13 protein-coding genes are annotated in these 14,642 nt (G+C 57.9%); all 13 read left to right on the top strand.

Annotated elements, in window-relative coordinates:
- The coding region (locus ACFE7X_RS23600; RefSeq protein ID WP_375438138.1) for a KilA-N domain-containing protein at positions 1-775 on the top strand (775 nt) is incomplete at its 5' end.
- Between the two features lie 191 nt (positions 776-966).
- Positions 967-1,383: a hypothetical protein gene (locus ACFE7X_RS23605; protein WP_375438139.1), complete on the top strand. Its 417-nt coding sequence runs from the start codon at positions 967-969 to the stop codon at positions 1,381-1,383.
- 61 nt (positions 1,384-1,444) lie between these two features.
- Positions 1,445-2,338, top strand: a complete 894-nt coding sequence (locus ACFE7X_RS23610; RefSeq protein WP_375438140.1) for a hypothetical protein — start codon at positions 1,445-1,447, stop codon at positions 2,336-2,338.
- 21 nt (positions 2,339-2,359) lie between these two features.
- Entirely contained in the window at positions 2,360-4,384 is a 2,025-nt protein-coding gene (locus tag ACFE7X_RS23615) for a primase C-terminal domain-containing protein (protein WP_375438141.1), read from the top strand.
- 46 nt (positions 4,385-4,430) lie between these two features.
- Positions 4,431-4,745, top strand: coding sequence for a helix-turn-helix domain-containing protein (locus ACFE7X_RS23620; RefSeq protein WP_375438142.1), 315 nt, complete (start codon positions 4,431-4,433; stop codon positions 4,743-4,745).
- Between the two features lie 55 nt (positions 4,746-4,800).
- Entirely contained in the window at positions 4,801-5,682 is an 882-nt protein-coding gene (locus ACFE7X_RS23625; protein WP_375438143.1) for a hypothetical protein, read from the top strand.
- 40 nt (positions 5,683-5,722) lie between these two features.
- Positions 5,723-6,370, top strand: a complete 648-nt coding sequence (locus ACFE7X_RS23630; RefSeq protein WP_375438144.1) for a hypothetical protein — start codon at positions 5,723-5,725, stop codon at positions 6,368-6,370.
- Positions 6,371-6,726: 356 nt separating this feature from the next.
- Positions 6,727-7,203 carry a hypothetical protein gene (locus tag ACFE7X_RS23635; RefSeq protein ID WP_375438145.1) on the top strand — a complete coding sequence of 159 codons (477 nt, stop codon included), beginning with the start codon at positions 6,727-6,729 and terminating at the stop codon, positions 7,201-7,203.
- A gap of 7 nt (positions 7,204-7,210) precedes the next feature.
- Positions 7,211-7,882 (top strand): hypothetical protein, encoded by a 672-nt coding sequence (locus ACFE7X_RS23640; protein ID WP_375438146.1) that lies wholly within the window; start codon positions 7,211-7,213, stop codon positions 7,880-7,882.
- A gap of 41 nt (positions 7,883-7,923) precedes the next feature.
- Positions 7,924-8,727 (top strand): terminase small subunit, encoded by an 804-nt coding sequence (locus tag ACFE7X_RS23645; RefSeq protein ID WP_375438147.1) that lies wholly within the window; start codon positions 7,924-7,926, stop codon positions 8,725-8,727.
- Positions 8,717-10,171 carry a phage terminase large subunit gene (locus ACFE7X_RS23650; RefSeq protein ID WP_375438148.1) on the top strand — a complete coding sequence of 485 codons (1,455 nt, stop codon included), beginning with the start codon at positions 8,717-8,719 and terminating at the stop codon, positions 10,169-10,171. The genes ACFE7X_RS23645 and ACFE7X_RS23650 overlap by 11 nt, the downstream gene beginning before the upstream one ends.
- A gap of 63 nt (positions 10,172-10,234) precedes the next feature.
- Positions 10,235-10,522 (top strand): hypothetical protein, encoded by a 288-nt coding sequence (locus ACFE7X_RS23655; protein WP_375438149.1) that lies wholly within the window; start codon positions 10,235-10,237, stop codon positions 10,520-10,522.
- Positions 10,523-10,562: 40 nt separating this feature from the next.
- Positions 10,563-14,456, top strand: coding sequence for a tape measure protein (locus ACFE7X_RS23660; RefSeq protein WP_375438150.1), 3,894 nt, complete (start codon positions 10,563-10,565; stop codon positions 14,454-14,456).
- Positions 14,457-14,642: the final 186 nt, after the last annotated feature.

The raw sequence follows: 14,642 nt of genomic DNA on the forward strand, positions 1-14,642 counted from the left end.
GATGAGTAAGCTGGCGCCCCCTGGGTTAATAGTGAAAGGCCAGCGCATTGGTCAAAATGCAAATGGTCTCCATAGCCTCACTGACATATATAATCTAAGCGGAGCTGGAGATGCCCAGCGCCCCAGTGACTGGCTCGCTCTACTCAGCACCGTCGGGTTTGTGACTGCTGCGTGTCGTTTTTTAAATGCCGATAAATCCGGCATTATTGAAAGTCGCCGCGGACGCAACGGTGGTACTTACGCTCATCAGCAGATAGCATTGGAGTATGCTCAATACTTAGATGCCAATCTAGCGGTTGCTGTCAATCAGGTTTCCCTAGAGCGCATAGAGGAAGAAAAGAACCCCGACCTCATTCTCGACCGGGCCGAAGCTACCTACCGCCGACGCGGCTTTAGCGAGAGTCAAATTCGGGCCCGCTTTCAGGGCAAGACCACCCGCAACCGCCTCGTCACGGTCCTGGCCGCTCACGGCGTACGGGAAAAAGAAGGCTACCGACTCTGCACCAACGCTACCTACACGCCGCTCTGGGGCGGACCAGCCGCCACTATTCGCCAGCGCAAGTGCTTGCCCGAAAAAGCCAATACCCGCGAGCACATGAGTGAGAAAGAACTCGTGGCCTTGCACCTCTCGGAGCTGATGGCCGCCGAGAGCATCGAGCAGAAGAACGCCCACGGCAATCAAGGCTGTGCGGCCGAGTGCTTTCGGGCTTCTGAGGCAGTAGCCAAGATGCTTGTCGCCCACAGCGCGGGTAATCAACGCGCTGCCAGCCAGTAAAAAAGGCAGGCCCCCTCCAACAGGTGCCTGCCTTAAAAACTCCTTGTTAACACTATTGCAAAGAAAATGAAAACCACGCACTTAACGGTCCTTCAGGACCAAAAAGGAGAGCGGCATTGGGCTGTTGCCCGAGTAATCGGATTCGCCTCCTTCTTCCGCCCTTGTAGCACGCCGCAGCCCGGCGTCGGCGTATGCTAAGCCCGGAGCAGGAGTATGCGCACTACCAGGCGTATGTGGCCGCCCTCTTTACGGCCCCGTTTCTGAGAGAGGACCAGTTGCTGGCCAATCTTGTGAAGTACTGGCCCGGCGAGGCAGCCGAAACCTTGAAAGAACTCGTGGCCATTGGCTTGGTGGAAGTAGCGCCAACGGGGCGCTTTCGGCTGCCCTTGCCCGCGGGAATTCTGGTCTTCCCAAGTACCGAACCCGCGCCGGCCGCGAAGCCGCAGCGGGGTGCGGTGGAACAAGCCGCGCCCCGCCCGCAGCCAGTACTTGCCCCGAAGGCTTCAGCGCCCGCTCGCCGCTCGCCAGAAACAGCACAGCCTGAGCCGCAGCCGCAGTTCAAGCCCCTGCGGCTGGTTGTCGCTTCCAAGGCGTCTGCCGCCTACTAAGTAAGGCTTCGCCCTGACGGCTCTAGGCCACTGGCACAGTACTCTCTTCTACGCGCCGCCCATGAATTACATCGCCCTCATCAATGCTTTCTGGGCCAAAGATCTGGAGCATTCCTTCACCCCCAATGACATCGCCGTGTATTTCAGACTACTGGAGCGCTGCAACGCATTAGGGTGGAAGAATCCCTTCAACTTCTCAGTGGATGAACTACTGGTGAAGCTGCGACTACGAACCAAGGACCCGTTGGATACGGCCCGCAACCGCTTAAAGCAAGCCGGCCTGCTCGACTTCAAGAATGGGCAGGGCAGGGGCCACACGACCACCTACTGGCTGGCCACTCCCGCGCTGGAACCGGAGGAGAACCCGGAAAAGGGGCAGAAAAACACCCCCTTTATCTCCCCCTTTTCACCCCCCTTTATGCCCCCCTTTTCACCCCCGACATACCCCCTAGTACATAAAACTAAACTAAACAAAACAAAAGAAGAGACAGCTAACGCTGTTAGTGGGTGTGCGAGTGAACAGGTCTCTGATTTGAAGTTGGATTCTGAAAGCCCAATCGATCCAGCGTCGTCTCCACCCCCGCGGGCGTCTCCACCTGGCAAAAAGAAAAGAAATGACCGCGCCGCCCGCCCAACGCCGGCTGCGCCACCTCCCCTCGAAACCCGCTGGCCGGAACTCGTCGCTGAGCTTGATGCCGAGGGACAGTCCACCTGGGCCCGCTTTGTGGCTTGGGAGAAGGACAACCCGTTGCCTAAGGTCTTCGCGATGGTGGAGCCGCTGCTACCTGCTCAACTGGTAAGCCTGACCAACAAGCACAGCAGCGGGGAAGTGACCAGCATTTTGCTCGACATGCAGAACCGCCGCACGCTACTCACCGACTACGACTCGGCCAATCTCACCGTGCAAGCCTGGCTGCGCCTGCGCAAAAAGCGCGAAGCCTCCCTCTCTTCCTAACGCCCGCTACTGCCTCCTCCCATGAACTACGAAGTCTGCCAAGGCGGCCCCCACATCCGCGGGAGAGTGCTCCCCAAATCCGAGATCGTCCTGCAGCCCACGGACGAGGAATTCTACCTCTCCATGTTCGGCTTCGACAACACCATCTACGAGCACCTGCAGGTGCACCGTGACCCACAGACCGGCAAGTCCACCGTGGCGGGCTTTGCGGGCAGCTACTTTGCCGAGTTTCTCTACTTCGACCTCGACCGCGAGGGCGATCTGCCCGGCAGCCTGGAGGCCACCCGCGATTTGCTCAAACGCCTCTACGCCCGCTTCCAGCTCTCGCCCAAGCACCTGTTCCTCTCCTTTTCCGGCAGCAAGGGTTTTCACGTCGGACTGCACCAGAGCTTGTTTGGCGGCTTTGCGCCTTCCCCCCAGTTGCCCACCCAACTCAACGTGCTCGCGGCCCGACTACTGGCCGAATGCCACGAGTTGACCTTGGCCGCACTGCAAACCAAGGCCTACGAGGCCAAGCAGGCGGGTACGCAGTTCGCCAGCGTCGATCTGGGCATCTACAACAACAACCGCCTGTTCCGGGTCCTCAACTCCCGCAACAAAAAAGGCCGCTACAAGGTGGGCCTTACCAGCACCGAGCTCTTGACGCTGCCCCTCGACGATATCCTGGCCCTGGCCAACACGCCCCGGCTGGACTACAAGCCCGAGGCCAAGCTCACCAGCCTGACGCCCATTGCCGAACTCGCTGGCCTCTGGCAGTACGCCCGCACCTTCGACATGGCCGCCTTCACCAAGGCGACGCTCGGCGCGAAAAATGGCCCCGCCGGTCCGGGTAGTATTGACCGGGACTTCTTTGCCCCGCCCCAGCCGGGCGAGCGTGACAACACGCTCTTCAAGCAGGCCTGCCACCTCTTTGACCATTCCGCCCTCTACGAAACGCATGTGCTGCAACTCATTGCCGCCATCAACCAGGCCACGAGCGAACCGCTGCCCGAGGCGGACCTGCAGCGCATTGTGCGCTCGGCTTTTAAGACCACGCAGCGCCACCAAGCGACCGCGGGCAGCTCCGTGCTAACCCCAACGGCCGCGGCGACGGATGGCGTGGAAATCTGGAGCAACTGGACCGAGGAGTGGCTCGACTACTACACCCAGCAGCAGAGCCCGATGACCTGCTTGGTGCCCGAAATTGACGAGGACCAGCAGCAGAGCTTCAAGGGCAAGCTGGCCGTGCTCATTGGCTCGGGCGGCACCAGGAAGAGCTACTTTGCCCAGAACGTGATTGCCCAGAACGTACTCGGCTACGGCAACCGCTTTCTCTACTCGTCCATGGAGATGGGCAAGCCCGAAACCGTCAACCGCTTTTTGGACATGTACTTCGATGCCGAGCAGGGCGTGCCGGCCAGTCAGGTGCTGCAAGGCTATGCCCGCCAAAGCAAAGAGCAAACCAGGGAGTTGCTGCGCGCCGGCTCGCAGGCCATTGCTGACCAACTAATTTTGACCGGTAACGGCGGCAAGACGACGGCCGACTACGAGCGCGACATCCAGCAGACGATCCAGCTCTACGGCTCCTTGGACGGGATGGTCATTGACGGGCTGTCGGCCATGGGCGGCAAGGGAGAGGAGACTGAGCGCTACAGCCGCGCCACTCTGGAATTGAAAGAGCTGGCCAAGCGCTACAACCTCTTTATTCTGCTCATCTGTCACACCACCAAGGCTTGCGCGGCCCATACCCGCGACGCGCGGCCCTTCGTGCGCGGCTCGGAAAAGATCCTCGACAACTCCGACTTCTCGCTCTGCTTTGCCAACATCATCGACACGGTGAAGTCCACGCCCGACAACATCCAGTACGCGCCGCACTTGGCCCACGTCAAGTACTACAACAAGCGCGGCTCGGGTAAGATGCTCAACCAGCTGCTGTCCTTCGACGGGCTGCGCAAATCCTTTGGCGTGAGCGCGGCCCCGCTGCACGACTACCCCGACCACGACACGTTCGTGCGCGAATTCAACAAGCAGGCCCGCAAAGCCGCCAGCGACAACGATCCCTTTTAAGCCCGCTTGCGGCGCTCCCCACTCACCTCATCTTCCCCTTCAGTCCATGCAAACGGTTATCACCTCTGGCGTCGCCTACGCCCAATTACTGGAAGACCTGCGCGCGCTTATCCGCCACGAGTTGAACCTGACGCACACAGCAGGGGTGGTGCCGGCGCCCGCCGGCGAAGCGGAGGAACTGCTCACCATCAAACAGGCCGCCACGCTACTCGACGTCTGCCCGCAGACCGTGCACGAGTGGAAGCGCCGTGGCCTGCTGCCCTACCACAAAATGGGCGGCCGGACCTACCTCAAGAAAGCCGACGTGCTCGCCGCCCTCAAAGGGCAGCAGCGCACGCTCAAGGGCCGGGGAGGAGGCTAGTTGCCGACTGCTTGCCTGTGGAACCTACTTCATTCACTCTACTTTTTGCTACCCTATGCGTCACCGCATTCTCGAACCCTTACTCGCCACGGATAACCTGGCCCTGCTTTTCAACGCTTACCTGCGCGGGCTCTCCACCTTCGACATGGTCACGGCGCCGCGCGAGACCATGCGCGAGTGCAACGCCGCTTTTGCTCGCGAAGCCGCCGGCGACAAACCCAAACTCTCGATTGTCGACCAGGCCCGCCGCTACTACGAACTGACGGTCCTGAGTAACTCGCTGCACAGCTTGCACCGCAGCGTCGTCGGCGCCCTTGCCCTACTCGAAGACTTTCTCAAGATCTACCAAGCCGACCTGACTGCCTATGCCGTAGCCAACCGCCTGCGCTCGATTGACGAGTGGGGCAGCGACGACGAATCCGATTGGGAACCCGACGGCTTCGACGAGAAAGGACAGAAATGGAAGGTCGCCTACAAGGATGATCCTACGAGCCTGGCACCCTACAGCTTACACCACGAGCTAGCCGCCTTCTTTAACGGGCACGACACGCGCGGCGAGTACATCGGCACGAGCCATCCCTCCGATTTTGCCGTCTACAGCCACGCCGTGGCCACGCAGACAGAACTTTCCCTGCGCAAGATGTTCAGCCATGGTTTCAAGCAAGACCTTACGATCTACGGCCAGCAAGCCGACGGGCAGATGCTGCCGCTCTCGCTCGCCGATCAGATTGAAGACGAACTCAACGAAGATATCGTCAATTCCAGCCTCGTGGACGAGTTCAACGCCGTGCTCTACAAGTGTGAGGAGCTGGGCCAGATCTACGAGGAAATGGCCCCCGACAACTTGCCGCTGTACGTTCAACTCTGTGGGTGGCTGAGCAAAATCGTGCGCGAAATTCCTCGTTTTGAGCCTCCGAAGGGCTTCATCGCCGACTAGTTCGACTTTCTCTCTTTCCATCAAGTCAATAGCCGACCCTATGAGCAAGATCGCTGCCCTCGAAACCGTGCACACGCACCTGACCATCCGCCTGCACTACTTCATCACTCGTCTGCTCCGCGTCGAGCAGTACGAGTTCACGCCTGAGACTTTCGACTACTACACCAAGAGCGTCGGCCAAGGCACGATTATGCAAGCCGAGATTGACGACCACTGCAACAGCCTGCGCGGCATCGAAGCCGCCTGCCAGCACGGCCTAGCGGGCACTGCGCCTGAGGGCTATGACGAGGATGGGTATGAGTTTACCGAAGAGCCAGAAACGCCCCAACAGCCCTACGATCCGTACACCGATATCCTGGGCTACTTGGCGGGCGGGGCCAACATCAGCTGCCTAACGCTAAGCCCCGCCCTGCTGCGCTTCATTGAATTGCTGCCGACTGTGGCCGCCGAACGGGCTGAGCGTAACGTAGAGGCCCAAGATGGCGTGTTGCTGCGCATGGACGATGCGGGAGGTTGCCGTCCGATGACCCGCAGTGAGTTGCTGCGTGCCGGCAACAAAGCCGTGCTGGATGCCGTGGACCAGAGCCTCTTTGCCAGTACCTATGCTGCCGATATGCGCCGAGTGCAGGAGCTGGCCATGGTACGCGATGATTTCAGGCAGATTCTGGACCTCGTCCAGCAAGCCTAGCGTGGTAAGTAACCCGCGGGTGGCCTTCAATGCCGCGCAAGACCTAGGGCTATAACCATAAAATCCGGGAAACCGGAACTGGGAATGAGACGCGTGAGACAACCCAATTGCGCGCCTGGGTAAAAGTAGAAAAGTCTACGTTTATCAGGCCGGCCCCTAAATAGTGAGATACACCCACCATTTAGGGGCCGGCCTCCTCATTTCCAAGAAATGCTCGGGTAGCGTCATTTTCATAAAAACGGGTTTTGACGTTTTTATGAAAACCGCCTTCTGTAACCGCTAAGCGTGTCAACTTCACGTCTTTGGGCGCCGCAATGTCCAAAATAAGTTTGTGTGTCTACCCCACGCAAACTACTATGCTGTTAAGCCCCCAAAAAGAACTGTTTGTTGAAGAGTACTTAAAGGACGGCGACCCAATTGGCGCCGCTATCCGCAGTGGCTGTAATGCCGATAACGTACAAGTAATTGCCGCCGAGTGGCTGGCGGATTGGCGCGTCGTGACCCGGCTGGCTGAGTATCACTACGCCCACACCCTGGTCTCCGGTATTTGCGACAGTTGGTTACGGCAGCAGTTAGTCACCATCGCTACGCGCTGCATGGCTCCGCAGCCGGTGCTAGTACGCGTGGAGGGTACCTACGAGCAGGCCCGCTCGGAGCAAGGCGAAGGACTCTGGGCCTTTGATAGCACCGGGGCTACCGCCGCGCTGGAGATGATTGGCCGCCACATCGGCTTTTTCGCCCGCCACAATCAGCAGCAGTACCCCGCCCCAGCCACCCCAGACTATGTACAATCGCCAGCGGATCGCACGCCGGATGAGTCTGCTCTCATCTAGCTCGGTCATGATGCAGCTCTACTCTTCGCCGCGCGTCCCCCGGCCCGAACCCTTCTACACGGCCGACCATCGAACGCCGGCTTCTGCCTACCGCCTGCAAGCGCATTTATGCCGGGCTTACCTGGAAGTACTCCGGGAGTGGTGGAACCTGGACGCTTTGATTCTGGCCTGCTTTGGCGAGCGCACCGGCAAGCGCCTACAGGCCGCCGAAAACCGATTGGAACACAAGGTTATCGAACTCTTGCAGGGCATGGAGCCGGTTGAGCTTGAGCGGGCGACGCAGGTATTTTGTCAGCAGACGCTCGTCGGCTTTGTCTGGTATGTGCTCGCCCAAGAAGTGAGCATCGACTACCGCCTCAAAGATGGCGGCTGCACCACCCGCCTCTCTGATGAGAAGTACGTGCAGGCCGCCTCGCTTGGGCAAGGCACGTGGAAGCGCGGGCAACTTTATCCGCAACCTGTACCATGCGCCTGTGCCAAGCCGCGGCAACACGCCGCACCCCCTATGCAGGTACCACTACCGGTTGAAACCGCGTCAGCTGTGACTGCTTTGCCTCAGGAAGTGACGCCTCTACCCGTAGCTGCAAGCGGGCCGGTTGCGCCTCTACCCGCGCAGGCCCTGCACTACCGGGTGAAACGTGCGCAGGAACGCCGGCGCCTCAAGCGCAAGCGCCGGTAATCCTTGATCTCCTGCTTCTCTTTTTTGCTTACCAGTGCCTTATGCTACCAAATCAACCCGACGAATCAGCTGCACCTCTTGGGAACGAACCCAACACGAACCCAACAAAACCCAACAAATTCACCGACAAGCAGCTGCGTTGGGCAGAGGAGTACGCCATCGATTTTAACGCGGCTCGAGCTGCGCGGGACGCCGGCTATTCAGTGGAGTCAGCACGGGATATGGGGCACCAGAATAAGCAGAATCCGGCTCTGATGGCCTTAGTAGATGAGCGCCACAGAGCCCTGACCATGTCGGCCGACGAAGCTACGCGCCACCTGAGCGACATGGCCGCAACCCGCCTGAATGACTTCATGGTAACCCGCCCCGTGCAGGGGTATGAAATGCAGGAATTGTACGTGACTACGCTCATCAGCATGGCCCGCACCCGCATTGAGCATCTACTCGGCTTTATCAAGCGTAATGGGCTGGTAAAACAGGAGCGCGCAGCATATGACGGCGAAATTACTCATCTGCGAAAGCAAATACTGGACTACGAGATAGAGGTAGAGCGCTTCGGAGATGACATTTCTCGGCTCGTACCTGGCCGCCCGGTGGTGCACTACGTGACGGAACTCGATCTGGTGGCGCTGGCGAATGCCAAAGATGTCGGCCGCATCAAGAAGTTCAAGCACACCAAGGAAGGCGTAGAGGTCGAAACCTACGCCGCCGATGCCGCGGCCCGGGATATTCTTAAGCTCAATGGCCGTTACGAGAAGCACAACCAGCAGAAGAAAGCCGACGTGACCATCACCATCGGCGGGCGTACCATCTCCTCACGCCCCACCGTGACCGATGAGAATTAACCTGGACGTACAGGAAGATGCCGTCAATGACGTGTTTCGGCCCTACCTCCTGAGCCGGGCCCGTTACCGTCTGTTCTGGGGAGGTCGCAGCAGTAGCAAGAGTGACTTTGCGATGCTGGACCTGCTTATGCAATGCCTGGTACTGCCGTACTTCAAGTGCCTGATGATTCGCAAGGTAGCCGATACCATCCAAGGCAGTATCTGGGCCACCTTAAAAGACGTGGCCGAACGGGAGGGGTTGGATCAATACTTCTTCTTCGGTACCTCGCCACTAGTCATCAAGTGCCAACTCAACGACAACGTGTTCTTGGCGCGGGGCCTCGACAACCCTAAGAAGATCAAGTCGACGCGCGAACCCACGCACGCCATCTACGAGGAAGCCAACGAGACCAGCGAGGACGAATTTGAGGTAGTGTCGACGACATTGCGCAGCTCGCGGCCCGATGCCCTGATTCAGGAAGTGTTCCTCTTCAACCCCGACCAGGACGGCGACTATCAGCAGTTTTGGTTGTGGCAGAAGTTCTTTCGTGACACCGGCCACTCCAACGATACCACCTTCGCCGGCCTGCTGGCCACCGAGATGGACGGGGAAGTGATAGCCGAACCGTATGAGGTGCTGCATTCCACGATTCGGGATAACCGTTGGGCCAAGAAAGAAGAGATTGCCCGCTACAAGCGCTACGGCGATGTCAACCCCGAAACGGGGCAGGTGTACGACGAGTACCTGTACCGCATCTGGTATCTGGGGCTGTGGGCCACCCGCCGCACCGACAACGAGTTCTACGAGTCCTTCCGGCGTGGCCTGCACGTTAAGCCCACGCCCTACCTACCAGATAAACCCATCATGCAGAGTTGGGACGCCAACGCCTTGCCCTACTCGGCCATGCTCATGTGCCAGCCCGTAACGGAGGGAGAGGTACTGACATTGCGCTTCTTTCACGAGTATACCTTGCCCCCGCCCCGTAGTGGTATTCGCAATACGGGTAAGCAGTTTCTACTCGACCGCACGGCCAATGGCTGGACCAGTAGCCCGGTGTTTCTAACTGGCGATGCGACGCTGCGCAACAGCAAAATAGGCGAGGAGCGCAGCAGCCTCTTCGAAGACGTACAGGCCGCCGTGCAGTCAGCGCTACATAGCAACAGCACAGCTCTGTGGCCCCGCCGTAATGCCGGCGTGATGCGGCGGCGGGACTTTATCAATTACTTATTGCGGGGTGGCTTGGACCGCGTGCGCGTACAGATTGACCCGGGCTGCGTGAAGCTAATTGAAGACTTGGAGCAGGTGCAGACCGGTGTGGAAGGCAAAGTGAAGCCCAAGGTGAAGGACAAGGAGTTGGGAGCCACCTACGAGAAGCTAGGGCATTGCGCGGACGTGTTTGATTACGTCATAATCAGCCTTTTGCAGCGGGATTACGAAGCTTTTGTAAACGGCCGAGACAGCTAGCAGCACCCTTCTTCCCGCGCGGTCCTTGAACAGCTATTTTTCCGGTAGCAAACCTCTTCCCTTATGGATACCCAACCGACTACACCACCCCTTGGCATTATCATTCCTCCGGCGTCGACGGATGAACTTCTGCACGCGCTGAGCGCGACGGTCATCAACCAAAACGCGACCATCCAGATGATGGCGGGCATCCTGTTGCAGGTGTACTGCACGGTGAACCAGATGCCCCTAGACGAAGGCTGGGCCTTGCAAGAGCGGCTCTTTGCCGGTGCCCTCGCTTCCGCCAACGAGGGCTTTGTGGGTACTATCAAGGAACGGCAACAGATGCTAAAGGACCTGCTGCATCAGTAAGCTACCGTCAAGTTCTGTAGTACTCTAATTCTTTGTTCTCATGTCTGTAGGCACCGTTTATACCCTTGATACGTCCGCCGCGGAAGCGGCCCTTGATAGCCTTGGGGCGAAAGAAGCCGCGTTCAACCAGGCGGTGCGTGACCATTCTGATTTACAGCGACGGACCATGCGGGAAGCCGCCCAGGCCGCGTTTGCCTACCAAAATGCATTAGTAAAAGTTCAAGAGGAATACCGGGCCTCCAAGGCCATTATAACGGAGCTGAATCGTGCCCTGGTGGCGCAAAAGGACGTAACCCGCGACATTGCTGCCGAGCAGAAAAAGGCCACTAGCGCCGCTGAACAGAAGCGGCTAACTACGGAGTTGCAAAAGTCTCAGGCTGAGGAACGCAAGCTCAGGGGCCTGATTCAGGAAAGTAGAATTGCGGTGGAGCAGGAAGCCGACGCGGTGCGCAAGGTGACTGAGGCGCGGCGACAAGAAGTAGCGCAGCAGCGCCTCTCCATTGCGGCCCAACGCGACGCCAACGCGGCCGCCAAACAACAAACAGTGCGGCCCGCGGCAACGAGTCAGTTACCCACTACCGAACCCACGGGCGGCGGCTTTATAAGCGGACTGCTTGGCAAAGTAGGGCCGCTGGCCGCTGGGTTGTTCAGCGTTGATGTACTGCTAGATAAGGTCCGCGACGGATTAGGCAAAGCCGCGCAAGCCACGGGCATCCAAGCCACCTTTAATGCCTTAACAGGGTCTGCCCAAAAGGGAGCCCAGGAAGTACAGTATCTAACCCAGCAAGCCGACGCGTTGGGGCTGAAGCTGCCTCCGTTGGCCGAATCCTATAAAGGCATTTTTGCCGCTGCCAAATCGGCTAATCTGAGCTTAGCCGATACGCGCAACATCTTCGAGGCGGTAACAACGGAAAGCACCGTACTGCAACTCTCCAACGAGAAGCTAGAGGGCGCTCTTCGGGCGGTGCAGCAAATGCTGAGCAAGGGCAAGGTGTCAGCAGAAGAATTGCGGGGTCAATTAGGGGAAGCTCTGCCCGACGCTACCGCCATCGCTGCGCGCGCCCTAGGAGTGAACACGCAGGAGTTGGACAACATGCTGCGCAAAGGGCAAATCGTGTCGAGGGACTTCCTACCCAAGTTCGCCGCTGAAATTAAAAAGACCTACGGCGGGGCATTGGCCGATGCCTCGGTTCAGTTGCCCGCCGACCTGAACCGAATAAACTCGTTTTTCAGCACATCAGCGGCCAAAATTGCGGGTACGTTGGCCCCAGTAGTGAAAGCCTTTGCCGAACTCGTTGCCGCCCCGGCCAAAGCATCGGAAGGCATTCAGGAGGAATTAACAAGCCTGGAGGAAAGCGCCCAACGCATTCGGGAAACCAATGTGGGGTCTGCCCAACGCATCCGACTGGTAAGAGAATTGCAGGAGCAATACCCCGGCTATTTAGGTAATCTGAATGCCGAAACCGTTTCCAACACGGAGCTAAGCCGCGCTATTGATAAGGTTTCCGAATCCTTGGTAAACCGGCTTGTGGTGCAACAGCAAGACGAGCGAATAGCGGCCCAGGCCCAAAAGACCGCTGAACTCAAGGTTATTGGTATTCGCAAGGAAGCCGAGGCCCGGAAGGCGTTGATTGAAGTACAGAAGCAGAACGAAGCGGCTCGCCGCCGTGGGGCAACGTTCGAAGAGCAGGTATTCAATCAGGAGACCAAGCGGTTTGAAGCTGGGCAGCAGCGGCCGGTTCGTGATATTCGCAGTGAGCTTTCGGGCCTGCCCATTAGCACGCAAATTGAGCAAACGCTAGACTTAACCAATAAGGGCGAAACGGGCCTGGTGCGCACCAACAGCGCGTATTTACGCCTCGTAAAAACCTTTCAGGAGTACACCTTTTGGCAGAAGCAGGTAAGTGAGCAGCAGCAACTAGGCAACGACCTCGACAACGAAAAACGGGATATTCTCAAAAGTCTAGGCATTGCCACGTCGACACAAGTAGAGGCAACCAAGAAACAGGCGGACGCTACCCAAGGCTTTATTGACAAGCTAGAGGCGCAAAAAGCGGCCCTGCAAAAGCAGAAAAAGGAGCTACCCGGCTCGTTTATGGATGCGGGCTACCGGAAGAGTATTGACGATTTCAATACCCAAATAGCCAGCATTGATACCCAGCTAGACGCGCTCAACAACAAGAGAGATAAGTCCACGGCCACCCGCGAAAACAAGCTAAAGGCGGCGCTAGAGGCCGTTTTACGCGAGCAAGAGATTTACCGCTCGCTCGCTGAAAAAGCGACCGTCTCCGTGGCCGACGAGGCGCGGGCCGCTTCCGAACGGCAACTAGAAGCCGACCTGCGCGAGCTAGAAACCGCCAAGCAAAAGCTGCTCGCCCCCGAGTTGCAGGCCATGAAGTTGGGCGCGAAGGGTCCGCTCGCCGACGGCAAGCTAGAAGAGGCCCAACTCGAGCAAGCCAACATCCAGGAAGAGGCGGTCTACAAAGCCCACTATGACCGGCTGGTAGCCATTGCCCGTCAGCAGGAAGACTTCTTGCTGAGCGTGCGCAAAGACAGCCACCAAAAGCAGTTGGACGAGCTGGACCTACGCTTTGACCGAGAAAGGGAAAAGTACCGCAAGCAGCCCGCCGAACTACAGGCGCTGGAAGAGCAGTACCAACGCGAACGGCGGGCCCTGCTCAACAAACTGGCCAACGAGAATCTGGACAAAGGGGAGTCGCAGGCCGTAACGCTCGTTGAAAATGCCGCGCTGGACTTTCAGGATCCCATCAAGGCCGAACGCTTCAAGCAACAGGCCTTGCTGGATGTACAGATCGAGTTTGCCAACAAACGCCTGGCACTGGCAAAGGCAGTTAATCGGGTAGATGGCACGTCGGAGACCCGCCAAGCGGTTACCGACTTAGAAAACCTGATTGGCAATCTAGGCAACAAGCTAAAGGGATTCACGGAAGGAAAGCCCCAGTTTGACATCTACAAGTTTATCCTTGGGGATAAGGGCAATACCGACGAAAACCGGGCGAAGGTTGATGAGATAGCCGCTCTTGCTATCAACACCGTCAATACCATCTTGCAGGCCGAACAACAGGCCGCCCAAGCGAAAGTGGAGGCCAAAACCCGCGAAATAGACGAGTTAGAGCGCAATCTAGACCGAGAATTGCAGTACAACAAAGCCGGAAGTGCCAGCAACATTGCCAACACCCGCGCTGAAATCGCCGCCGCCAAAGCAGCCCGCCGCGAGGCGTTGGAAGACCAGAAGAAAGTCGCCAAGCAGCAGCAACTAATTCAGGATCTGACCGCAGCCAGCTCGATTGCCAACGCAGCCGCCAACCTCATTCTAGGCTGGTCGACTATTCCGTTCGTCGGCCAAGTGTTAGGCGCCATTAGCGTGGCCGCTATGATTGCCAGTTTCGTGGCCACCAAGGCCAAAACCAAACAAGCCGCGAGTAGCGGTGGAGAGGGCTTCTTCAAGGGCGGAGCGTCCGAGGACCAGGGGTACACCGGCGACGGCAACCCGCGCGAAGAAAGCCAAAAACTAGGCGTAAAGCGGTATCAATATCACAAACAGGAATTCATTTTTGATCACGAAACCACTAAGGAGTACCGCTACAGTTTATTTGAACCACTGCACAAAGGGCGGCCTGATTTAGTGGATTGGAGCAGTCAGCAGATGCAGGCGCTCTTACCCGATTATAGCCTGCCTGAGCAACTAAGAGCCGAGCAAAAGGCCGTGGTAGAGCACAGAATGCTAATACAGACGCAACACCAGATGGAGCCCTTGCGTGCCGAATTGCGGGACGTAAAGACCGAACTAGTAGCCATTCGCAAGAGCGTAGCCGAAACCGCCGCCAAGCATGATGCTGTCCCTACACAAGATGGGTATATGCTTATAGACCAGCGAACAGGCAGTACGAACCGCATGAAACTGCTTGACTAAGTGCAAAGCAATGTAGGTGGCTAGCCGCCACGCTAGCCCCTGTTCTTGACAATGACCCTTCACAGCTGTGCCCTTGTAGTTTTACTAAGAATGAATAGGTTCTCCCTCAGGACTGATATTATAGGGATTATATGAGGTGGTCTAGCTAAGCTGGACACAACTGGGACGTTGTTTGAAGGTGGATTT

Source organism: uncultured Hymenobacter sp. (genome assembly GCF_964242765.1).
Classification (GTDB): Bacteria; Bacteroidota; Bacteroidia; order Cytophagales; family Hymenobacteraceae; genus Hymenobacter.